Here is a 24984-nt window from a genome sequence, read left to right on the forward strand (position 1 = left end):
AAATCACATCATCCAGAATGTACAAGCGAGTCGTTGCATTGTCTTGCAGGAGGTATCTCCTTTCACCTCAGAATTTGAATTGCACAATATATGGAGGGGGTGTAAAGAATGAAAAAGAAATTCACTGTATTGTGAAAGCGAGCAATCATCGGCAAGCGCTTCTTGGAATTAACCTATAAAATCTCCACCCTTTCTCCCAGTTTATATTCGTTGGAGGTATCATCATGAGGAAGAACAAAATTGCGATACTTGGCATTATACTTTCAATGCTATTATTATCAGCTTGCCAAAACAACGTTGAGAAGCCGATAACGATCACGGTGGAATATCCTTCACCGAACGAATTTTACAAGAGATATGGCCATGCCTTCGAGCAAAAATCACCCCTTATCAGCATTCAAGTTATCCCAGAGGCAGATCAGTCATCACCGGCTGATCTACGCTATATGGACAATTTATCCACTTATAAGAAACTTATCGACTCGGGCGAGCTGCTTAATCTTGAATCGTATATAAAGGAGGAGCCTGGCACGTGGAAGAACATAACTCCGATCATGTTCGATACCTTAAAAATCAGATCTGGAGACCAACTTTACGGTTTGGCGCCTACCTTCTCTAGCTACGCCATTTACTATAACAAAGATCTGTTTGCCAAATACAAAATCCCGCCTCCGAGGAATCAATCCACTTGGAAAGATATCTTTGACTTGGCCACACGATTTCCTTCGCAAACCGATGATGGAGAGCCTTTATACGGATTTAAGCCCAATTACTATGAAAATGTGGGAATCTCTCTCATTATGCGTTGGGGACAAACGGAAGGATTGCGGTTCATCGACCCCGAAACCTTGAAAATCCAGATGAACACCCCCGCATGGAAGGAAATATGGAGGAGAACGATTGACGCACTGCGCTCTGGACGCATCTATAAGCAAACGCAGCAAACCGAAGGTGCGATGTCACTCGACCCGATCTACACAGGCAATGCCGCTATGGCCCTGCAATCCCACGTTGCCGCTTATAATTTTGACATCAATCAGCTTTATGGTGCTGGACAGCCTATTAATTGGGACATGGTAACTGTTCCAGTAGACCCGCGCAAGCCGGAATACTGCGATTACTATCTCATTAAGGAAATTTACGGAATCTCAACAGCTTCGGAGCGCCAGGAAGCAGCTTGGGAATTGCTGAAGTGGATGGTGCAAGGAGGAGCTATGACTTCCACGGAAATCAATCACGGACTTCCGGCGCGAACCGATCTTATTGCTTCCGTGAAGGGACATGACTTATCCCCATTGACGATGCTTAAAGCTTCCCCATCCAATCACAATCCTTATGAATCCATTCATTATGATATCATCAACGCATTCAAAAGTATCGGGAACCAAATCGTGGAGGACGTCATTGCCAACAAACTAACCATTGATGAAGCGTTAATTCAAATCGATGAAAAAGGCCAACAAGCGGTCGATGCCGCTGCTATTGAAGTATCTAAATCCGAGAAGAATAACGGTTCAGAGTAAGGACTGTCCGCTGCAATTTTGGGTGATCCATATGTAAGTTAAATCTAAAAGGTCGAGTATGGAGGCCCTAAAGCTCTACTCGATCTTTTGGGTTGCCGTATTTTATTACCTCGTACTTCTACCTTTCTTCCTTCGTTTAGTCAAAACTTCGTACATTAGGCCTTCACCTGCGGTTTAAAAGTATTTCAATACATCTCATGTTACTGTCAAACTTTCAGGAGTACAGTTTAAACCCTGATACTAATTAATTTCAATACATCTCATGTTACTGTCAAACTTCGAGGAACGCGAAGCAAGCATAACGGCCAGCTAATATCAATACATCTCATGTTACTGTCAAACCTCAGAATGTTGCAATACCAAATGGATACCATACTTATTTCAATACATCTCATGTTACTGTCAAACCAAAACAGAATTCGATATTATACGATATTATAGGGATTTCAATACATCTCATGTTACTGTCAAACTACTTACTCGTAACGATTCTGTCTTGCTGAATGTCCATTTCAATACATCTCATGTTACTGTCAAACTATAGCGCGTCAGGCGAACGGAACATAGTCAAATTTATTTCAATACATCTCATGTTACTGTCAAACATGCAAAGGCCACGTTTAAGGTATGGCATCCACAAGATTTCAATACATCTCATGTTACTGTCAAACGCCCTTGGTATATACTACGGAATCATAGTCACCCCATTTCAATACATCTCATGTTACTGTCAAACCATATCCTCTCACGACTTTATCTGTCGTAAGCCCCAATTTCAATACATCTCATGTTACTGTCAAACGCGAAAGTATGGAAACCTGCGCCTAACTCAGACAAAATTTCAATACATCTCATGTTACTGTCAAACCAGGAGCTGACGCGGAACGACATGCCAACTACATATATTTCAATACATCTCATGTTACTGTCAAACAAGCAAGACATAATGACAAAGTGCCGTGGGATTCTTATTTCAATACATCTCATGTTACTGTCAAACAACAGTATCGTATCAAGTCAGAATGTTACGAAGAGCATTTCAATACATCTCATGTTACTGTCAAACTTTCTATGTAGTGTTCGAAAATAGTCGGCATAGCTCATTTCAATACATCTCATGTTACTGTCAAACGGTTACAACGGAGCTTACAACTGGCGCAGAAGATAATTTCAATACATCTCATGTTACTGTCAAACATGCCTACATTCGTGGAAAGCGTTCCTGCTGACGATATTTCAATACATCTCATGTTACTGTCAAACTGGATAGACCAACAGAGTGGCAGAAGTTCCAAGGGCTATTTCAATACATCTCATGTTACTGTCAAACGTTGAAAGAACAGGCGAAGCACATTCAACGAAAGATATTTCAATACATCTCATGTTACTGTCAAACGGCGTTAAACCTTTAACTATGTACTTAGTATCTGGAATTTCAATACATCTCATGTTACTGTCAAACCGTTTACTTTCCCGAAAACGTCAAACTCATACACATATTTCAATACATCTCATGTTACTGTCAAACAGCAGATACTGAGTACACTTTTAAACTGCATGTAACATTTCAATACATCTCATGTTACTGTCAAACTCTATATATTCTAATGGAGTTTCTACTTATTATTTATTTCAATACATCTCATGTTACTGTCAAACACAACCAGGTGCTTGGCTCGTATACGAGAATTGCGAATTTCAATACATCTCATGTTACTGTCAAACATCAACGGGTGGAGGAACAACCGATCCGCCGCCCGTATTTCAATACATCTCATGTTACTGTCAAACAGGTGGAGGAAAAGAAAGTGATGTAAATGTCCCTGCATTTCAATACATCTCATGTTACTGTCAAACTCCTTCTTGCGAATTTGCATGTTCTCCAAGCTTACTATTTCAATACATCTCATGTTACTGTCAAACGAAGGTTGGCAAGGACTCAGCGTAGAATAATCGAAAATTTCAATACATCTCATGTTACTGTCAAACCCTAGTAAAATCAGGTTTTTCTAGTCTTTGAATAAGTCGATTTTACTACAGCCAAGCGGCTTTCGCTATTTATTTCCCAACTATGAGTGAATCATGATATAACGTGTCAATAATCTCCCTAATCCCTTGTAGCACTAAGGTTCTATCGATTATATGTACGAAAGAGGTTGGGAAAATTAGAGTAGTAAAGACTCAGAATTGTTCAATCTAACCCCAATAATCTCTTCATCAAACACGTAGTCACCAGTCATTTTGAATATCGCTACAAAATCAGATTCTTTATCAATTTCCTTCTTCAATTCACCTCGCAATTTCAATAAATTTGCAGGTGTAATCGCTCCACGAAACACTGATTTCTGAAAATGTACCAGATATTTTTTGCATATTTTAAATACGCGTCCTACACGCTTTTCTCCGATATCATAAACTAAAATGACATAGTTATAGTTCTTCCCCATCCTCGCTCATCTCCGTTCTTTAAGAAGAAAAGGCATAAACGGTGTTTCTTCAACAATATGTTTTTTTAATTTATACGCATCATACTTTATTGCGGTTAAATAGCTTATCTTTCTTTTTAATGTTCCATGATCGAATACTTGCTCCATCCGCTCCTCTAACGCTGTTATAAAAACATCTCGCCCCGCATCATTAAGAAGGCAATAATTATACTTTTTCTCAAAATGCTTTCCTACTTGAATTCTACGATTGTTTACGAGTTCAAAAATCGTTCGGTATACTAGTAACGGCTTAAAAGGTTCTGATAAATCAAGACTTAAAGAGAACCTTCGGTCACTTGGTTCATGTAAAAAGCTAATGCTCTGATCGAGATGAGTATGATATATTTGAGTTATCGTTTTCGTATACAATATCATATTCCCAAAGCTAATCATGGCGTTTAAAGGATTATCTGGCGGTCGCTTAACCCGCTTGTTCATTTTAAATTCCTCAGGTAGAAATGTCTTGAAAGTATCATAAAATCGGCGCCATATCTCACCTTCCACACTAAGAAGACGGGAAATATCATTAATTTTGTCCAACAGGCGAGGAACATCTTGCTTTAACCAATCCAAATAAGGCTTGATCTCCTTATTCCCATGTTTATAATAATGATAGAGCACTTCGTGAATGTTAAGCGCAATCGCTAAAACAAATGCTTTTGCAATTGGCATCCTTCGTTCCAAACAAGCCTTAGCCTGTAAAAGCTTCACTTTCCCGCTAACCCTCGCTTCTTTCGGATAAAAGGTGCCTCTAAAGTGACCATAATAATCAAAAAAGTGAACGGTTATTCCTGCAGCTGATAAAAATAAAACAGCTTACTGTTCAGCGATATTTCATTTAACAAGTAGAGTTCCTTAATTCCATGAATCGGCAAATGAATAATTCCTTTCTCATTGCGAAAGGTTAAAGAGTTATCCTCTCTTCCCAGTGTCCCTGGAGTTCGAATATATCTTGTTGAAGAAGCAGACTTGTTTCTAGACATGTATTCCCCTCCCATGTTTAAAGAAAACAGTAAGCGTAATAAGCACAACGTTTGCATTTCTTATCTTCAACAGCCTTATCTGGCCGTTCTTGATGAATATATGCCTCTAACTCTTTCAGCATTATTACTAGCTCTTCCTCCGTCTTCGCATCGAGCTCCAGTTCAATCGTCCTGCTCGTTCCTTTATTCCGTTCGATAAACTGAAGCATTCCTTTGCGCTCCATTCCTTTTTGCTTTAGAACATACATATAATAAAGTGTCTGCCATTTCGTAGCCTCAACATCTGCATCAGATTTCTTTATTTCTGTCACATAACAATCCGTAAGCTTGTCTACCTTAATGCCTTCAATTGCTACTTCCCGATTTTGTTTGCCTTCGCTTTGCAACTCATGCATAATCTTGCCGATTCGCACATCTTCGCTATCATCCTCCAACTTTACACCATTTGCGAACAGCCAACATTGTCTGCGGCAGTGTACATAATAGTTCACCATCGTTCCCGTTATCTTCATAGAAGAGGCCCCCTCTCAGCCTGCTCATATGCGAATCGATTGAACTTCATCGAACGCGTCTGCTCATTCCAATCCATATATTCCTCTCCATTCGGAACATAATACAGCGATCCGATTCGCTCCGTATATATGCGCGGAGTTTCTCCATTCACAACACGATACGTGTAAGTAAAATAGTTCATCTGCTGCCTTACAATAGATAATCTGACCATTCGCTCAGAGTAATCCATCTGTCGATCGCTAACTAGACGAACATAGTCTCTCCATACGCTTTCACCGCATAATTTACCCTCTTCTGTATCCAAATTATAGTTAAGAAATAAAGAAACGTTCTTATCGGGTATAAGCTCCATATGTCGTTGTATTGCCGGGAAGTTCAGACACTGCACGTCATTGATGAAATAATTCCAATTGTTCTGATCCGCTCGCTGACGAGACTCCAGAATTCGCCTCATATTCAACTGATAGAACTCTTGAAAGTCCTTATGACGCAGCATTTGTTGATAGTTTGCATGATGGAGATCATACTCTGTACGCCAATCACTGCGATAGATCATATTCGCCTTGTCCATATCAAAGAAAAAGGCATGGCAATCCGCTCGATTACAGGAGCGATTAATACGCCCAAGAAATTGTTCTTCACTGTCTAGCAATGAAATATCTTTGAAGCCGACATCCATATCAATGTCCACACCCGCTTCAATCACTTGGGTAGCTACTACAATTACCTCTTGCAAGTGAAAGTTTCCGTCCGCGTCTTTGCCTAACAACTTCAACAGCTCATTGCGATAAAAGTGGCTATCGTCACCTGTTAATTCATAGACAGACATGCCTACCTGTTGACGAATCATATCATAGAAAATGCGTGCTGAGTTCTTACTAATAAACTCGATCAAGATGCGGTTGCTTTTTCCCCGCTGCTTACGTTCCTGAAATATCTCAACGACTTGATCCAACAATCGCTCCATATCGATTCTTCCATCTGCTAAATATTCGAAATGAAGCTGTACCCGATCACGAAAGAGCGGATGAGTAAAGTAATTCTCCCTGCTATGTACCAAGGAATACGTCTCTGCACACTTGTTCTCATCTGTTCGTTCCAACAAGTGATCCAATTGCGGCAATGTGGCAGACATAATAATGATCTTCATGTTCAAAATCTCTGCAAAAGACCTCAGAAAGTGAATGATCTCCTTCCACAATACGTTTCGATAGCTCTGTATTTCATCTAGAACAATGACACTGTTGCACAGATGGGCAAATGCCAAATTCGACTCTCTTCCCGTTCCAAATAAATAACTGAACAGATTAACGTGTGAGGTTAAAGTCACTGGGTATTGAAGCAACTGACGCTGTAGAAGAATCGATTTATAATCAAAGTCTGGTTCGCGTTTATTCTCATCTTTTCCCTCTACCGCTTCCTGTTCGGAGACGGTAACCATAGGTGTAATCGAGTTAATAACTTCGATTTTGTACTGATTAGACGCTATTGGAGCAAACACATCATCCAAGGTTTTCTTGGTTTGTTCGATGAGCGAATTGAAAGGAAACACATAAATTAGTTTATTAAGACTTACATTGCTATTAAGCAATTGTAAGGCAAGATTAATCGACATATTGGTCTTTCCCGATCCGGTAGGGGCTTCAAGATAAAAGATGTATTCGTTGATATTGTCCAGCAATCGTTTATCCGTTTCTAAAAACAGCATAGCGCGCAAACGGTTCATCTCGCTTATTTCCGAAGTTTCCGGATTTTGCTGATAGCGCATGATTCCTTTGTATATTTCGCCCCGCCGATAGGCATCAATGACTGGCTGAAGGAGAAACCCTTTCCCGAAATACTGCAACTCAACAGTTTTTTGCTCTGCATAATGATAAGCAGCACGAAAATCTGACGATACCAAAATGGAATACAGGAGCTTGACAAGGATGTACATCGGAAATGGCGGGTGCATATCAGTAAATCGTTCATTTCTGGCTGCCACAATATCTTGAAATAAAGCTTCGTTCTGCAGTAAGGAATCTTTCTGCCGATAGTAGAACACATAATCAGGGTTCTCTCGAACAAGTTCATGCATGCGCTGAATATCTTTTTCAAATACAGTTAATTGATCGCCAGCAGGTTCCTCCAAATCACCTAAATAGGTATGATGACGGGAAATTGCATAAGCAAATACATACAGAATATGACGCAAAAAAGCGAATATCTTCTTGTTGCGGCGCTTGCCTGAAGATAATTCGCCTGATTGTTCCTTCATTCGTAATTCAGACAAATATATATGTAGATACAATACCGAAGATAACAAGGAATGGTGACTGTTTCCCAGCTTGCCACGCTGTCCTACCACTCCGTTCTTCATCTTCTTCCACTGAAACGCTGGATTTAACTTTCCAAGGTCGTGAAGATAGATCGCCTGTTCAAAATATCTCCGAACGGTGTCCCTTACAGATTCACTCAATTCTTCTCCGTCAATTTTCAGAAGCTTAATTGCCCGTTCCACAGCTTCGCCTGCTCCATTATTGGCCAATAGCATCTCTGCATAATGCATAACGAGATCACTATGCTCCTCAAGTGTCTCTGCTGCGCGTGGACTCTCATCATTTGGACGATGTGCATGCAGTTTTCCTCTCGCTTCATCTGTTAGCCACTTCGCGATGTGCATATCCGTCGGCATTTCAATACCTCCTTCGTACAAAGAACAGCTGAAAAGGATTCGAACACCCTTTCCAGCTGTGCGTGCATATGATGCTCAATTATAGAAAATACAATGTTTGATCACCATCTGCATATAGTCTGCTCCAATCGGATTCCTTCAAGGTATCCGGATCAATCTCTTGATTGGTATACACCAACGGTTGCGTGACATATCCATTATTGGCTGCATTCAAGCCTACAGGCATATGTTCCTGAAAGTAACTCTGCAGCCCTCTATTTTTAATAGTTCCACGAGCATCACATCCAATGTGGGCTGCCCGTAAAGAATCTATATAATACGGGGCCTCATCCAACTGTTCCAATTCGATTAAGCATGGCTTCGAGATAGTGGCGGGGTGATCATTTTTTCCTAAGTACGGCATGAACTCCGCTTTGGAGTTCAATATATAATCAGCTAGTTTTTCAAATACCTGATCTGATAACCCCTTACAGTCCGCTATATAGACAGTCCAATGCGGACGCTCAATCCATTGCTCTCGTACATTCAATACTCCGCCTGCTTCTTGGCTTGCATAACCTACTGTATTGTTAAAGATTTGAATTTTTTTAGAAAAATATCCGCGATCTCCATGTGGAACAATACTGACTCTAGTATCCCGAAGCACTTCATAAAATTCCGGGAAGATTGCAATTTCACTTTCATCTGCCTTTGAACCTGTAGACCTCATCCTATTACGCTCATGCTGCCGAGCGTATCCGCTAAGACCGATAATTGCGCCAAGCAATCCATATAATGCAACCTTATGAATGTGACTATAAGTAAAATAGGCATGGACATTTACATCTGGCTTCTTGAAAAAAGCAGTTTCGCCACTAAGCTCGAATCGGAGTGCTCTCATCGTTGTCCCTCCTATCGCTGACTAGCCATCTCCTGTTTCTCCCGAACAATCGCTTTCCGTGTAAAAATATTAAAGAAATTCGCCCGAGGATATGCTAGTTTGACAACCGCCGCATAAGGATTTACATATACTTCTACGCGTTCTATCCAATCATCTGCATCGGATAATAGAGATTCAATAGCTGTTAAATCGTAAATCGTTTGGTCTTTATTTTTTCTAACAGAAACATATGGATCAAGATTCGGCATGTAAGCCGGGACATCTGCTTTGAACTCGATAAATAAGGCAAAAGCATTCTCCGCCCCCGACTTGCTATTCGTATTCTGCATCGTTGCTCCGATCAATGCTCCTTGCTTGAAGGCTTCGTACGCTTCTTCTGTGTATCCTTCGAATTCTTCCATGCCTTGAAGCTCCAAATAATGATCATAATGCTTCGGATTCACGGAAAATGGATAGATGTAGTGTGCCTCATCTACTGTCGTCTTTTTACCGATTGAAGTAGCATCCTTGTCAGCGCTTTTTTCATTCGAATTACGGAACGGCGATAGAATGTCCTGTACTTCAACAGAAGTTCTCCCCCATTTATTGAATCCTTGTCCAATCTGAACAGCACCTGCAAGGCCAATATTTTGTTCTTTTACCGCAAATGTAGCGCCAAAATTCATAACATCTATACACTGAAATAACCGAGTTAATACTTCTGATGAGCTTGAAGATACTTTCTCTCCAAATAATTCTTCATAGCGCTCATCAAGTGAGCGAGGCTGTAATTTATCCGCCTCTTTCCCCTTTCCAGCCGCCATCTTATAGGAGCGGATATACAGCACTTTATGGCCTTCTTCCTCCCAATATCGCTTGATGCTATATTTAAACGCTTTGTCACTTCCGAAAATTTGTCCATTGCTAATCGTTTTCGGATGACCTGAAAAATCCGCATTCCAATTTGCCATTCTGCTTACAATTCCAACTAACCCTACAACCCGGTTATTTTTCTTTGCCATTGCAATCTCCTCCTCAGCAACTAATTAATCTTCGGAATTGCTAGATTTATCGTTTTTCTCATAGAACCAGTTATCTGCGAACAAGCCAGCCATAAACATCTCCATCCCATCTTCATCCATATCAGCATCTGGTACATAACCAAACACACTTGAAAATGCCCGATTGAACTTCACATGTTGAAGTCCAATCTTGTGCTTATGCAGAATATAGGCTTCTTGCAAGCGAACCTTCATCTGCTCACTTCGTTTGGCCATCAGGAATGGCCCTAATAACTCCCCTGTTTTTTGCTGAGTCTCCGATTGACTTTTCAAGTAATAGGCAAGTTGCCCCACTAGGAAATAATATTCGTTATCATTGCTACAGATACAACCACTGTTCCCCGCTTCCAGCTTCGTCTTTAACGATTTCATCACTTCAGCAATCCGGTCTGACACAGTCATTCCTCCTTCATTTCGTTCTAAATAAGATATTAACGACAGCCTAAAGTTCATGGCATCTGCAAGCCAGCGCAAGTCAAGCGAATACCCATTGTTCTGTCCGACAGGTTCCACATACATCAGTTGCTCCTGAATGAGCCGCAAGGTAGTACGTGCGAAAAGCGGACGAATTGTGATCTCCGTCCCTTTATACAACCAGTCATGAAAAGCTTGTCTGCTCTGTATGAACAACGCAGCCATAATGGAAGTGAACTCATTGCTCTTCGGCTTTGGTTCAGCACGCACAAACTGTTCATTCATGCGCCCCCTGAAGAAATAGCGGCTAATTTCTCGCTGCAGCTGCTCGACATTCTCGATACGGGGATATTCTTTTCTCATTTTCTCTTTCCCCATCGTAATCCCCAATACATTGTTAATACTGATTTTTACTGAAACTTCCGTAGGGAATGGAACGTTTTCATAATCCAGCACTTCATTTTCTTTCCCGTCTATATAGACATGATAAGCGCCTTCAGGTTTAGCGGTGAATGATAAAGTGAAGTCCTTCACGTAAGAAAGCTTGTTCATCACATTTTTCGGTTTTGACAGAAGCCATTCCGATGCGCGCTTGATTAAAATAGCGTCCTGAAGGGATACACGGATAGGAACCTGCACGCGCATACTTTTATGTTCAAGATATGGCTTTTTACTATTCATGCTGACGTTGAAGCTCGGCAATCCAACTAATTGCCCATCAACTATTTGGTTATAATCATTGCTGTTATATATTTTCGGAATGGTATAAAGGAGGTGCTCTAGCCTATACATTTGCTCACATCGTTGTGATTCTAAGGTGTGGTCATCTTGCGTAGAAATGAAGAACAGTTTTATGTAATTTCTAAATTCAATGGATTTAATAAACTCCGTCAAGTGTTGTAAATTGTCCGTGTACCATGCAGCAACTCTAGCAACACGTTCACTTCGCTCGTCACTGATGAGATATTCCAATGCTGCTGCGTATTCTGTATTGCTGAACAAGATATCAGGAGTTAGCGCGTCAGCACCTTTTTGTAACTTTTTCGGGAGCAGACTGTTCCACTTCTGCTGAATCTCATTCGGCTTCGTCATATCCAAAAATCGATTCACATGCTCCTGCATGGTAGACTTGTTGCTGCCCTGCTTCTCCCCCAAGAACACCTCGCGTTTGGCATACAGTGCAAATGGATTATTGCTATGGATTTGTTTGCCCGGATCTACTGCTTTGTTCATTGTAATAAGTGAACTATAGTAATCCCGTGTGATAAACCAATCATACAATTGTTGCTGATTCGGTGCTGCATCGTCCTTCGCTTGGATAATGATATGATTCTGAGTGAATTGCTCAGCTTGCTGTTCCCAGCTCTGATCAAGCCGTAATCGGATATATAAACCCTCTTTCGGTTGGTGAGAATCGAAGACGATATTAGGAAACTTTCCTTTGGCCAGCAAATAACTATCTGATACGTCATGCAGCAAGTCCAGCCCCTCCTTTCAGCAATTAATTCAGACCCTTGGCAAGACAGAAACCAGCCCCTAGAATGGCTCCCTTCTCAGCTGCGCCAGATCCAAGAACGATATGCGCCAGTTGCTGCGACCAAGGATCCTCTCGAATAAACAATCGGAACTTGTTGCCGAGCAGCTTGCGGCCTTTGTAGCAATAAGCAATTGGCTTGCCATTCAATATCTGAATACCTTCGGCAAAATAATAATCGAGTCGAATCGGCTCATCCGGGAACAAGCTGTTACGTTTTTTCTCAGCGTTGGCGTGCACCTGCTTCAACAATAGTTCGATATCTCCACCTGGTACCCACGGCTTATTATCAATGGTTACAATTGCAGGAGTCACTGTCGTAAGTTCTGTAATATGCGTTAATCGTTTACTATTTACACTTGATACGGCGAGAAGTTCGAGATAATCATCTCCACTCTCTATTTGCAGTGCAGCGGAGATACGTCTTAACGTCTGCTCAATTGAGCTCCGTATTTCTATGACATATACTTTACCTTTCTTGTAGATTCCATCATTCTCTCTCGGATAAGGTGCTCCATACACATAATGCTTGTATGCGGTTTCATAATGTGAGTGTTTCAACATGGGATCATGCAAGCTGACCCTTCCGATCCAAGCACTTATACGCTCAGGCCATTCCAAATAATGTCCCGACTGCTTCAGCATGACCGTCGCCTTTAATTCAAAGTACATATCGTTCCCCTCTCCTAAGTAGATTGAATATTATTACCTATTGCAGACTCTAGTAATGAAACGATATAGTAGAGCAATAGAATGAAAGCAAATTAAATATTCATTATTTAACTGTAGCGTGCGATGCATTGAAATTTTTGACTTTAAATTATGTTCTAAAATCAACAGTAACACATGGTGTGATTTTCCTATAACTATAGTACCACTATTTACAACTGTTAGGAAGAATCATTTTGTCTTTATATAAAACTTTAAAACTAATATCCTTCAAAAGGAGAATGCGCTACAGTATAGGTGGCGCTTTTATTAATTTTGTACTTCTAATGTTACTGTTCAACCAACTTTCCCTTACATCCCCATATCCATTCCACGATATTTCAATACATCTAATGTTATTGTTCAACAGTGATGTAAAAAGATCGAACTCGGCCCCGCAATTGTATTTCAATACATCTAATGTTACTGTTCAACGTCATTCGGATTTATCTTGATGCGTCCCCACAAACCAATTTCAATACATCTAATGTTACTGTTCAACAAGAAAGCAGGAGATTATCACGGGTCAATTAGTAGTATTTCAATACATCTAATGTTACTGTTCAACCTGAACGTTTCTCGGTTGCCGGTCCTACTGGCGCATAATTTCAATACATCTAGTGTTACTGTTCAACGTTGTCCAGAATAGCTAACCCACCATTCTTCACACTATTTCAATACATCTAATGTTACTGTTCAACGGAGATTCACAAGGATCAGCGATATCACTATTCCCATTTCAATACATCTAATGTTACTGTTCAACAGCTCCGCATACTTGCTCGCAAGGTTCGTACCATAATTTCAATACATCTAATGTTACTGTTCAACCGGCCTTGTCCATATCCGCACGGTTCGACCATGGATATTTCAATACATCTAATGTTACTGTTCAACAAGGAATAGACATATTACATGCTCAGAGTGCGGACAATTTCAATACATCTAATGTTACTGTTCAACAAGGAATAGACATATTACATGCTCAGAGTGCGGACAATTTCAATACATCTAATGTTACTGTTCAACAAGTACACGCATGTACAGATTAGAGAGGGGGCAGCGTATTTCAATACATCTAATGTTACTGTTCAACAGACATCGACCTAAAAGGCTACTATGTCTACACCAAATTTCAATACATCTAATGTTACTGTTCAACATACCATCTACAATTGGACTGTTGCTTGATCATCAGATTTCAATACATCTAATGTTACTGTTCAACTATCAAGCAGGGTCGAGAAGAAAGCTTGACTCCATTATTTCAATACATCTAATGTTACTGTTCAACATTCCGGAAATACGATCGACGCGTCCACCGGCTCAAATTTCAATACATCTAATGTTACTGTTCAACGCAAAGCGAGTATAACCACCATACGCCAAAATTAATATTTCAATACATCTAATGTTACTGTTCAACTCAATCTTAATAAAGCGTTTCATACACTTTCCACAAAATTTCAATACATCTAATGTTACTGTTCAACGGTTAGTTGCTACTTCAAGGGAAAAGGCTGTCGAAATTTCAATACATCTAATGTTACTGTTCAACTAAATCAAAGGCTTTTGCAGTAGCGCCACGAATCTAATTTCAATACATCTAATGTTACTGTTCAACTATGCGTATCCGGGTGGTCTTCTCCATGGGAAACCCAATTTCAATACATCTAATGTTACTGTTCAACTCTGGATGGATGCACTCGACGAGGACGAGCTGGTAATTTCAATACATCTAATGTTACTGTTCAACGAACGGGCAGGGACGGAAAACACCAATGTTCATCAATTTCAATACATCTAATGTTACTGTTCAACGTAAAGAAGATGGTGACTATGATGCTGCTTACGTACTATTTCAATACATCTAATGTTACTGTTCAACTTATGGTAATGTCACTCACCATCAACATCATGAATTATTTCAATACATCTAATGTTACTGTTCAACAAACATTATTTTTGTGGTCATATATTTGTCTACTAATTTCAATACATCTAATGTTACTGTTCAACAATCTCCTTTCTTTGGAAGGACTTCCGCCCTATATGTATTTCAATACATCTAATGTTACTGTTCAACCAGCGGCGTTCCTTGCTATCAAAATAATCGGGGGAAATTTCAATACATCTAATGTTACTGTTCAACGGTTCCGGTGCTGAATATCATTCATTGTGGAATTGAATTTCAATACATCTAATGTTACTGTTCAACGCTGCTGGCAGCGGCATCCCTTGTAATCTACTTGATATTTCAATACATCTAATGTTACTGTTCAACGATACACAAGACGAGGGGTATGATGGGGCTAAGATATTTCAATACATCTAATGTTACTGTTCAACTGTCGCTGTTTTTTGTAATAGGACTTGCCTCCAATATTTCAATACATCTAATGTTACTGTTCAACCAGATGGAACGTGAAATCTTCGGGAGAGAGTTGTCAATTTCAATACATCTAATGTTACTGTTCAACGCTTCAATACCAACGGACGATAGGGCCCCAGCAAAATTTCAATACATCTAATGTTACTGTTCAACCAATAGTGCAGTGCTGGCTTGCCGAAGTCATTCTTTATTTCAATACATCTAATGTTACTGTTCAACTACATTCATACTCGGCAACGCTCGTCCATTATTACATTTCAATACATCTAATGTTACTGTTCAACCCTAGATAAATCAGGCTTTTTCAAAACACTAATATAGCAATTTTACTACAACCACGCGGGTTTCACTATAATTTTCCCAACCTAAAACGGAATTTTCTGAAAACTCGTCAAAATTGTTCTAAACCTTTACTGTACTTGGATATTGCCTCTATCACTTATCCACGACGGTTGGGAAAAACAGACTATCTCTGTAATAAAGATAGAATATTGAAGCATTAAATTCTAATATTTGGGCATAGATACGTGATCTTTTATCCTCTATCCTTCAGCCTTTACAGGCTTCGTCGCAGGAATGGAAGATTGCCGAGATTTCATGGTCGTGGCGGCGTCGCTGTCCTTAATTCGGAAGGCGGCACATAAGCCAAGAAGCAGAAATGCAGCCGCACCGATCAGGGCAGTACGGTAAGCGAAAAGATTCAATTCAAGCTGTCCGGCACTGGCAGTTTCTATAGCATCGTTCGTCACTTGCCCGCTTGCCATTGCAGCCATGATGGCGGACAATACGGCCATTCCTATGGCCGGTCCCAGCCTGTTTTGAACTGCGAACCAAGTGGTAGCGCGCCCCATCGAGGCTGGAGGTACGTTGGAGAAGGCCGCGATCTGAACGGCTCCGACTGTATGTCCCAAGCAGAGGCCGACCGCGAACAGCATGCCCCGTATGAGCCACGGGCTTGTTCCTGCCCCAACCATGCTTAGCAGCACGAAGATCGCCGATGTGCAGAGCAGTCCGACAATAATAATTCGCTTGGGTCCGTACCTTGGATAGAAGCGTGGTACAAGCTGCGAGGACACCATAAGTCCCAATGCCTCGGGGAAAGTCGTCAAGCCAGCATCTAAGGCCGATGCTTGCAGCGCATGCTGATACATGAGCGGAAATACATACAGCATGCCTAGCAGTCCCGCAGCGGAACACATGGCGACAAGTCCTGCCGTACGGAACAAGCGGTCTTGCAAGAGCCTTAGATCCAGCAACGGCTGCTGTACTCGCAATTCAACGAAAACCAGTCCTGCCAGCAGCACCGTTCCCACACTGCCCGCAACGGTTATTACAGGTGAATTCCAACCCTGCAGCGGACCTTGGCTAAGCGCATACATCACCAGTCCGAGCCCCGGTGCCGACAACAGGACGCCCGGAACATCCAGACGGCCCGCCTCCGGCTCTTTGTGCTCCTGCAAGTACAAAAGGCCAAGCAGCAAAGCAGCAATTCCAAGCGGTAAATTCACATAAAAAATCCAGCGCCATGAAAGGTGCTCGACCATAACACCGCTTAGGATTGGCCCCACTGCGGGTGCAATTGCGATTGGAAGCACGAGCGACCGCGAGATTTTGGCCCGCTCCTGAGGAGGGAATGTCCGGAACAGCATCGCCATTCCGAGAGGAGTAATTAATCCTCCTCCAATCCCCTGCAGAATGCGGTAGAAGATCAGGGAGTATACATCTGCAGCCGTTCCACACAGCACCGACGCACCAGTAAATATCGCAAGTGCAAGCAAGAAGATGCGCTTGGTGCCCCATCTGTCTCCCAGCCAGCCTGCCAGTGGAAGTACTATCGCAATGCTTACCAAGTATCCTACGTTAAGCGCTCCCGATGCGGCTGGCGGAATGTGAAACTCGTCGCTAATCGTTTTCAACGCAACGTTGAGGATGGTCGCGTCCATGGCAACCACGAACATGGCTGCCACGTACACGATGCACACTGCTTTTTTCGGATCCAAGCGCCTGCTCATTGAGCCTCTACCGGCACCACTGACGCCACCAAGCTTCGAGGCCTCATATCTATCCAATGCAAATTAATATATTCGATGCTCTCTTCCCGAGAAACGGGGCCAAGAACCCTGCTCCAGCCCTCAGGTACGGCTGCGAAAGCCGGCCAAAGCGAATATTGCTCCTCATCATTTCGAAGAACCAAAAACGAGCCGTCTGCTTGTTCAAAAGGATTTGCCACTCTGCAACCTCTCCCCTTCATATGTAGGTTTCATGTGAATTTCAGATTTGGATTTAGATTTTAGATTTTGGATTTCAGATTTGGATTTTAGATTTCGGATTCTGGTTTCCCTTTTTTCAGATTCAGATTTCGAATTTTTAAATTTGAATCTGAAAAATGGATTTCTGATTAATTTCAGTTGGCCTCGGCTTGCAAATCAGTTCGGGTAAGATCTTCATTGCCAAGCCGACTACCCTGGCCATATGCAGATACTGCTCATTGAAAATATTTAGTTCGCATTTTGTTGCAACTATTGATCCCTTGTTCCCCTTCTCCCCTTAACTTGCTCAACTAATCACTTCAAAAGAAGGATGGTCTCCTTAGAATAGAGGATACAAAAGATACCTACACATGCATTTCAGAAACGTCCTTCCTACTGCTCGCATTTCGAAGCTTCTCTAGGATGCTCGCCCCAATTTCAGCTAGAGGTCCTGGTTGGCATAGGTCTTTATGCCGGCATGCAATATCATGGCGTTCGATACGGCCGCCCACATAAGGAATCCACATCTCCGGCTCAATCGGATCGAACCAGTCTGGAATGATCGTCGAGCGGAAGAACAACAGATCTCCCTCGTACCTTCTTGGCACATAAGCACCTAACAGGCGAACCGAATTCTCATACGTAACCTTCAAATTCATAATCGTCGCTTCATCTAGTGTAGCTAAGGCACTGCTGTCGCTGCGCAAAATGCGGATTGCGCTTGCAATCGTCAGCGGCTCATCGCCGATACTGTCGCGGTCATAGCCTCCCAAGGCAAGCAGGGCGGTCAGCGCCTCCTCCTCATCCGGTTCCCCCCGAATCGGCAAGTAGTGGCTCGGATAGGCGTCCAGCATCGCCAGAAACGCAACCTCTTCCCCTTCCTCTTGCAGTTGCACGGCCATCGCATGCGCAACATTGCCGCCCAGCGACCAGCCCAGCAAGCGGTACGGTCCCTGCGGTTGAATCAGGCGAATGTGGCGAATATAATCAGCCGTCATCTCGTCTAGTGTCTGCGGAAGCTTCTCAGCCTGCGCAATTCCGCGTGCCTGCAAGCCGTAAATTGGATAATTCACGCCAAGATGCTTCATTAATCCGGCATAGCACCAGCTTAAGCCACCTGCCGGATGGACGCAGAACAGCGGAATCTCTTCGCCATGCGTCCGCAGCGGCAGAAGCACTTGGAGCGCACTGTTCCCGCAGTCCCGATCCAGCTCCATTCGCTCGGCGAGTCCAGACACGGTTGGCGCCTCAAACAATACCGCAATGCTAAGCTCTCGCCCAAGCGCTTCGCGGATGCGGCTGATAAGCCGAACCGCAAGCAGTGAATGTCCTCCCAGCTCGAAAAAGCTGTCATCGATCCCGACGCGGCGAAGGCCCAGCACTTCGGCGAACAAATCGCAGAGCACCTCTTCATGCGGCGTTCTCGGGTTGCGTCCATCTGCATCAAGGACAATATCAGGCGCCGGAAGCGCCTTGCGATCCAGCTTGCCATTCGGCGTGAGCGGCAGCGCATCCAGCCCAATAATGGCTGATGGCACCATATAATCGGGAAGCATGGAAGCCGCATGTCGGCGCAGCTCCACCGCGTCCCAAGGAGCATTTGCAGCAGGAACCACATAAGCCGCAAGCCGCTTGTCACCTGGGTTGTCCTCCCGTACAATGACCGCCGCCTGCGCTACGCTTGGATGTTTGGCAAGCACGGCTTGAATCTCGCCCAGCTCGATGCGGAAGCCGCGAATTTTCACCTGATGATCGGCACGGCCCAAATAATCCAGTCCTCCACCAATCACACGCTTCGCCAGGTCTCCAGTGCGGTACATTCTGCTTCCAGGCGGGCCAAATGGATCGGCCACGAACCGCTCCGCCGTCAAGCCCGGCCGGCCCCAATAGCCGCGCGCCAAACCTGCTCCGGATACGTACATTTCTCCTGTTACGCCATACGGCACAGGCTGCAGTGCATCATCCAGCACATACACCCTCAAATCCGGAATCGATCCGCCGATAAGGCTGGATGCTCCCGGAACGTCGCTATTGCGATTCAGCTCATTGAAGCTGACATGAACTGTCGTCTCCGTAATCCCGTACATATTAATAAGCCGCGGCGCATCATCCGCATGCCGTTCGTACCAGTCTCTCAGACGGCCTAGCTCCAGCGCTTCTCCTCCGAAGACGATATAGCGCAGAGACAGTGCTTGCCCGAGGTTCGGATGCTCCCTGTCCGCCTGCATGAGTTGATAGAAAGCAGACGGCGTCTGATTCAGAACCGTTACCCCTTCTTGCACAAGCAGACCCAGGAACTCCTCTGGCGATCTGCTGACAGCGTGAGGGACAATGACGAGTCGGCCGCCATGCAGCAGCGCGCCCCATATTTCCCATACCGAGAAGTCGAAAGCATAAGAATGGAACAATGTCCAGACATCATCGGCGCCGAAATGGAACCAATGCTCGGTTGCGGAGAATAGCCTTACCACGTTTTGGTGCGGAACAAGCACCCCCTTCGGCTTGCCCGTCGAGCCGGACGTATAAATGATATAAGCCGGACTGTAAGGAGAGAGCTTGCGCCTGCACATCTGCTCTATAGGATCAGATTCGGAACAGCTTGCTAACTGGCGCATCACTTCTGGATCATCCAGTAAGATGCGCGGCACAGCCCCCATTCCCCCATCCGGGAGCTTTTCAATCGTACGACGATCCGTGACAATACATACAGGGCCTGCATCCTCCAGCATATAGGCAAGCCGCTCCGCGGGATAATCAGGATCAAGCGGCAAGTAGGCTGCTCCTGCCTTTAATACAGCCAATACGCCAACGATCATTTCCATCGACCTTGGCAATCCGAGCGCCACAATATGCTCAGGCCCAACCCTGTGCTCCATCAACAGATGTGCCAAGCGATTTGCCCGCTTATTCAATTGTTCATATGTTATTGCCGCGCCTTCATGGACGACAGCAATGGCCTGCGGCGAACGAACTGCCTGCGCTTCAAACAATTGCGGAATCGTGGCCTGCTCAGCATGGGGGACAGTTGAACTCCATGCCAGCCAATCCTTCGCTAGATCGTTCCGCTCCTCAGGCAATAATATATCGATTTCTCCAATCGGCTTGCTTGGTTCTAAGGCGATGCTTTCCAATATGCGCACATAACGCGCTGCGAGCATCTCAACCGTATCACGCTTGAACAGGTCTGCGTTGAACTCTACAATCCCATCCAGACCATCTGGCGCTCCATCTGCATTGCGGCGCTCGTTCAGTTCCCAAGTCAAATCGAACTTCGCCGTATCCACGCTTTTAATCTGCAGGCTCGACGATAATCCTGGGAATTGCAGCGACGCCTCCGGCGTATTTTGCAGCACCAGCATGATTTGGAAAAGCGGATGCCTCGCACGCGAACGAATCGGATTCAGTATTTCAACAAGGCGCTCGAAAGGCACATCCTGATGCTCATACGCCTCCAAACTGACCTTGCGCACCCTGGACAGCAGCTCTTCGAAGCCTGGATTGCCCGACGTGTCGGTGCGAATGACAAGTGTATTAATGAACAGACCGATCAAACCGTCAAGCGCATCATCGTTACGGCCTGAGATCGGGCTTCCAAGCGGAATATCATTGCCCGCTCCAAGTCGGGTGAACAACACGGCCAACGCAGCCTGCAGCACCATGAACAAGCTGGCCCGATTGCCTCGTGCAAGCTCTGTCAGCCGACCATGCAGAACAGAATCAATTTGCAGCCCGACGGTGCCTCCCTTATGACTGGCGGCCGGAGGTCTCGGATAATCCGTAGGCAACTCCAGCTCCTCTGGCAATCCCTTCAGAGCTTCCGTCCAGTAATCGAGCTGGCGCGCGATAAGACTGTCCGCTTGATCAGCGCTTCCAAGCAGCCGTTCCTGCCACAGCGCATAATCAGCATATTGGACGGGAAGTCGTGTCCATGCAGGCGCCTCGCCCCGGCAACGCGCCTCGTAAGCAATCGATAAATCACGAGTCAACGGCGTGAGCGACCAACCATCGCCTGCAATATGATGCAGCAACAACAAGAGCACCTGCTCCTTCGCCCCCGTCCGGAACAAGTGAACCCGCAGCGACGGCTCCTCCGAAAGACGGAAGCTATATCGTGCTGCTTCCTCTAGCTTGTCGTGCAGATCCTGCTCACTTACGTCCAGCACCTGGAACGGTATTTGTACATCCTTGGAATGTTGTATCACTTGACTTGAAGTGCCATTCTCATCCGGAAAAATCGTGCGCAGTGTCTCATGGCGATCCACCACATCAAAAACAGCTGCCTGCAGCGCCTCGACATTCAACTCGCCCGACATTCGGGCAACGAGCGGAATATTGTAAGTAGGCGTTGCCCCCTCTAGCCGGTACAGAAACCATAGTCGCTGTTGGGCAAAAGAAAGCGGCAGCCGCTCAGGCCGCTTGCCTAAGCTCGCGCGAATGGCTGGTCTTTGCTCCTGTGCAGGTTCGAGACGCCGCACAAGAGACGCTGCGGTAGGCGCTTCGAACAGGCTTCCGATATTCATCTCAACGCCGAATGCCTCTCGCACACGCACCATAACCCGTCCCGCGAGCAAGGAATGACCGCCTAGAGCGAAGAAATCATCATCGATGCTTACGCGGGCAAGACCCAGCACTTCTGCGAACAGAGCGCATATGATTTCCTCTTGCGGTGTACGCGGTTCGCGACCCGCTGCTGCGGCAGCGCGCTCTGGCGCAGGCAGAGCTTTGCGGTCAATTTTGCGATTCGGCGTAAGCGGCATAGCATCAAGAACAACGAAAGCAAACGGAACCATGTAATCCGGAAGCTTCCGTGCTGCATATTGACGCAGTTCCTCAGGTTCAAGTCCTGACGATGATGATGGAACCACATAAGCTGCCAACCGTCGTTCACCCGCATAATCCTCGTAAAGCGTAACCGCTGCTTGCGATATGTAAGGATGGGCATCCAGCAGCGCCTCTATTTCACCGGTTTCGATCCGGAATCCGCGCAGCTTCACTTGCTGATCCGTGCGTCCCAAATAATCGATCGTGCCGTCTGCCAACCAACGCACCATATCTCCTGTTCGATACATGCGAGTACCAGGAGGTCCGAATGGATCGGCAATGAAGCGCTCAGCAGTCAAATCCGCACGTCCCAAGTATCCGCGCGCAAGCCCGGCGCCTGCAATATACAGTTCTCCCGCTACCCCAGGAGGCACCGGCTCCAACGAACTGTCGAGCACATACAGCCTTGTATTCCGAATTGGCCGTCCGATAGACGGCTTGTTCGTTGGACTATGATCAAGCAGCCCCGCGGTCGAATAAATCGTCGTTTCCGTCGGGCCATATTGATTGTTGACCTCGCCGTTCAACTCCTGCAGCGCCAGCTTCAGCGCGAGCGGTATCGCCTCTCCGCCCGAAATCATCTTGAGCCCGGCGAATCGTTCCGGCTTTCTGTCGGCAAGCGCCTGCCACAGCGTCGGCGTCGCCTGCATGATCGTCGCGCCTGTTGCCGCAATTCGGCTTGCCAGTGCGGACGGATCCAGAATCGTTTCCTTGCGGGCAATGTCGAGTGCGGATCCGGATATAAGCGGCAGCAGCAGTTCCATTACGGATATATCAAATGATATCGTAGTGACGGACAGCATTCGATCCTGTTCGCTCAGCGACAACCGAACCTTCATGTCATGCAGCAGATTCGCCAAGCCGCCAAATGTAAGCATGACCCCCTTCGGCTTCCCAGTAGAGCCGGAAGTGTAAATGACATATGAAATATGCGATGGTGAGATTGCCCTGATCCTATCCTCATCTGTAGGATTGTGAGCAGGTGATTGCACCAGGGCGTCTACGGTTGCCGATTCATCCAGCACGATGGTCTTCCTGTTGCAAGGGGGCAAGCTCGCGGACGTCTCCTTCGTCGCAATCAGACAGATTGGATCGGCGTCCTCCAGCATATAGGCAAGCCGTTCGAACGGATAGTCCGGATCAAGCGGCAAATAAGCGGCTCCTGTCTTATGGATAGCCAATATGGCAATGACCGCATCCAGCGAGCGTGGGAGAGAAAGCGCCACAATACGATCGGGCCCGACGCCGTAAGAAATAAGGTAATGGGCAAGCCGATTTGCCTTCGCATTCAACTCTCCATATCGAAGCAGGTCGTCCTCGCACACGACCGCAACTGCCTCGGGAGCGCGCTCCACCTGTTCCTCGAACAACTCTGGCACACTTATGCTCGGCACATCATATGCAGTATCGTTCCACTCCTCAAGCACCTGTCGGCGTTCTTCAGGCGTAATCACCGGAAGCTGTCCAAGAGGCCGATTCGATTCGGCATGCGCAATTCCATCCAATAGATGCAGGAAGCGCTTCTGATGGGCATACAGCTCGTCCAAGCTGTAGATTTCGGGATTCGCGTCGAAGTCGAGACGCAGCCCGCTGCCATCCGCATGGCTGTATACGTTAATCGTCAAATCATCGACAGGCCCTGCGGACAGGTTGCTGACTTTGCCGCGATAGCCTGCGAAGCTGACATCCTCGACAAAAGGCATGACGTTAATGAGCGGGCCGAATAACCTTCGGTTGTCGCCAAGCAGTTTCAAGTCTCTGCGCAAATCCTGATGGCGATACCCTTGATGGCGCCGAATCATGCGAATCTCACGCGACACCTCCCGCAGCAGATCGCCAAGGCTTTTCTCCGAACTCACCTCCACACGAAGCGGAAGCAAATTCATAACCATGCCGGGAACGCGCAGTGCGGCTGATCCTAGTCGGCACATTACAGGAAGACCGAGAATGACCTCCTCTTCCTGTGTCATCCGATGCACATAAATTGCGGTCGCTGCTGCAAGAACATCCGGCCAGCTTGTTCCCGATTCAGCTGCAATCGACTGCCATCCACTCACCGTGGCGGCTGGAATATGCGCAGTGCGGCGCACGAAGCGACGGGCCGTTCGCTGCGCATGTCCTCCTAGGCTAACTGCTTCCGGCCTGTCGGAGAAGCGCTCCAGCCAGAATTCCCGGTCGCGGTTCATCTGTTCCGATGAACGATATGCCTCATCCTCCTCCAAAATGGATTGCAAGGAACCGAACGTTCCTGCTCCATTCGGAAGAGCATAGGTTAATGCTGTATAGTTTTGCGCCACGCGCTGCATCAGCAATGCTGCGCCGAATCCGTCAATGACAATATGATGAATGCGCTGATACCAGAGATAACGCTCGCTCTCGATCTTAAACAGCGCCTCCGTGAAGAGAGGCCCTGTGTGCAAATCAACGGGCTTCTCCATATCGCGGTTCATCCACGCTCGGGCTGCGCCTTCCGGGTCAGCCTCTCTGCTCAGGTCAATCATGTGCAGCATCCAGTCATCTGTGGGAACGATCTTCTGCCATGGACCGTCTGCATCCTCTCCGAAGCGGATATGCAGCGCATCGGCCTCTGTCACCGCCTGACGCAGGGCCGCTTCGAAGCGAGCAGGATCTATCGGCCCGCGGATGTCCACACATTCAGCGGTGTTGAATATAGGGTTGTCAGGATCGAGCTGCTGCGCGAACCAGATTCCAGCCTGCGCTCCCGATAGCGGCCATCGTTCCTTCTCCTGATCGTGCATGATGATGA

Annotated in this window: 11 protein-coding genes, 1 pseudogene and 2 CRISPR repeat arrays; of the genes and pseudogenes, 1 reads left to right on the plus strand and 11 read right to left on the minus strand. The window is 45.5% G+C overall.

Annotated elements, in window-relative coordinates:
* Window positions 1-224 precede the first annotated feature (224 nt).
* Window positions 225-1523, plus strand: coding sequence for an ABC transporter substrate-binding protein (locus ACQ5BJ_RS06795; RefSeq protein ID WP_430109213.1), 1299 nt, complete (start codon window positions 225-227; stop codon window positions 1521-1523).
* 182 nt (window positions 1524-1705) lie between these two features.
* Window positions 1706-3512: direct repeats of the CRISPR family, unit length 30 nt; unit sequence ATTTCAATACATCTCATGTTACTGTCAAAC.
* A 176-nt stretch (window positions 3513-3688) separates the two neighbouring features.
* Here the strand turns inward: ACQ5BJ_RS06795 and cas2 are convergent.
* The 11 genes and pseudogenes from cas2 to ACQ5BJ_RS06850 form a co-directional block, all read right to left on the minus strand.
* The gene (gene cas2 / locus ACQ5BJ_RS06800; protein WP_005546407.1) at window positions 3689-3970 is read right to left on the minus strand and encodes a CRISPR-associated endonuclease Cas2; all 282 of its coding nucleotides are present in this window, start codon (window positions 3968-3970) and stop codon (window positions 3689-3691) included.
* Window positions 3971-3976: 6 nt separating this feature from the next.
* Window positions 3977-5049 (minus strand): annotated as a pseudogene (gene cas1b, locus ACQ5BJ_RS06805) (type I-B CRISPR-associated endonuclease Cas1b).
* Window positions 5010-5504, minus strand: a complete 495-nt coding sequence (locus ACQ5BJ_RS06810; protein WP_005546403.1) for a CRISPR-associated protein Cas4 — start codon at window positions 5502-5504, stop codon at window positions 5010-5012. Before ACQ5BJ_RS06810 ends, cas1b begins: the two are co-directional and overlap by 40 nt.
* Entirely contained in the window at window positions 5501-8179 is a 2679-nt protein-coding gene (locus ACQ5BJ_RS06815) for a CRISPR-associated helicase/endonuclease Cas3 (RefSeq protein WP_005546402.1), read from the minus strand. The genes ACQ5BJ_RS06810 and ACQ5BJ_RS06815 overlap by 4 nt, the downstream gene beginning before the upstream one ends.
* Window positions 8180-8258: 79 nt before the next feature.
* Window positions 8259-9059, minus strand: a complete 801-nt coding sequence (gene cas5b, locus ACQ5BJ_RS06820) for a type I-B CRISPR-associated protein Cas5b (RefSeq protein WP_005546401.1) — start codon at window positions 9057-9059, stop codon at window positions 8259-8261.
* A gap of 11 nt (window positions 9060-9070) precedes the next feature.
* Window positions 9071-10060, minus strand: coding sequence for a type I CRISPR-associated protein Cas7 (locus ACQ5BJ_RS06825; RefSeq protein WP_430109217.1), 990 nt, complete (start codon window positions 10058-10060; stop codon window positions 9071-9073).
* Between the two features lie 24 nt (window positions 10061-10084).
* Window positions 10085-11992 (minus strand): hypothetical protein, encoded by a 1908-nt coding sequence (locus tag ACQ5BJ_RS06830; RefSeq protein ID WP_005546398.1) that lies wholly within the window; start codon window positions 11990-11992, stop codon window positions 10085-10087.
* A 22-nt stretch (window positions 11993-12014) separates the two neighbouring features.
* Window positions 12015-12719 (minus strand): CRISPR-associated protein Cas6, encoded by a 705-nt coding sequence (locus tag ACQ5BJ_RS06835; protein WP_171419973.1) that lies wholly within the window; start codon window positions 12717-12719, stop codon window positions 12015-12017.
* Between the two features lie 308 nt (window positions 12720-13027).
* Window positions 13028-15431: a CRISPR direct-repeat array (repeat unit 30 nt; unit sequence ATTTCAATACATCTAATGTTACTGTTCAAC).
* Between the two features lie 258 nt (window positions 15432-15689).
* Window positions 15690-17159 (minus strand): MDR family MFS transporter, encoded by a 1470-nt coding sequence (locus ACQ5BJ_RS06840; RefSeq protein WP_430109221.1) that lies wholly within the window; start codon window positions 17157-17159, stop codon window positions 15690-15692.
* Window positions 17156-17377, minus strand: a complete 222-nt coding sequence (locus ACQ5BJ_RS06845; protein WP_430109224.1) for an MbtH family protein — start codon at window positions 17375-17377, stop codon at window positions 17156-17158. The genes ACQ5BJ_RS06840 and ACQ5BJ_RS06845 overlap by 4 nt, the downstream gene beginning before the upstream one ends.
* Before the next feature lie 384 nt (window positions 17378-17761).
* On the minus strand, window positions 17762-24976 hold the full coding sequence (locus ACQ5BJ_RS06850) for an amino acid adenylation domain-containing protein (RefSeq protein WP_430109226.1): 7215 nt from the start codon (window positions 24974-24976) through the stop codon (window positions 17762-17764).
* Window positions 24977-24984 lie beyond the last annotated feature (8 nt).

Origin of the sequence: Paenibacillus sp. B1-35 (genome assembly GCF_050474385.1) — a bacterium.
In the GTDB taxonomy this organism is placed as follows: Bacteria; Bacillota; Bacilli; order Paenibacillales; family Paenibacillaceae; genus Paenibacillus_B; species Paenibacillus_B alvei.

What these genes read in the sequence shown, in the direction of transcription:
- ACQ5BJ_RS06795 (WP_430109213.1), top strand. Translation starts at nt 225, where the DNA reads ATGAGGAAGAACAAAATTGCGATACTTGGCATTATACTTTCAATGCTA.
- cas2 (WP_005546407.1), bottom strand. Translation starts at nt 3,970, where the DNA reads ATGGGGAAGAACTATAACTATGTCATTTTAGTTTATGATATCGGAGAA.
- ACQ5BJ_RS06810 (WP_005546403.1), bottom strand. Translation starts at nt 5,504, where the DNA reads ATGAAGATAACGGGAACGATGGTGAACTATTATGTACACTGCCGCAGA.
- ACQ5BJ_RS06815 (WP_005546402.1), bottom strand. Translation starts at nt 8,179, where the DNA reads ATGCCGACGGATATGCACATCGCGAAGTGGCTAACAGATGAAGCGAGA.
- cas5b (WP_005546401.1), bottom strand. Translation starts at nt 9,059, where the DNA reads ATGAGAGCACTCCGATTCGAGCTTAGTGGCGAAACTGCTTTTTTCAAG.
- ACQ5BJ_RS06825 (WP_430109217.1), bottom strand. Translation starts at nt 10,060, where the DNA reads ATGGCAAAGAAAAATAACCGGGTTGTAGGGTTAGTTGGAATTGTAAGC.
- ACQ5BJ_RS06835 (WP_171419973.1), bottom strand. Translation starts at nt 12,719, where the DNA reads ATGTACTTTGAATTAAAGGCGACGGTCATGCTGAAGCAGTCGGGACAT.
- ACQ5BJ_RS06840 (WP_430109221.1), bottom strand. Translation starts at nt 17,159, where the DNA reads ATGAGCAGGCGCTTGGATCCGAAAAAAGCAGTGTGCATCGTGTACGTG.
- ACQ5BJ_RS06850 (WP_430109226.1), bottom strand. Translation starts at nt 24,976, where the DNA reads ATGCACGATCAGGAGAAGGAACGATGGCCGCTATCGGGAGCGCAGGCT.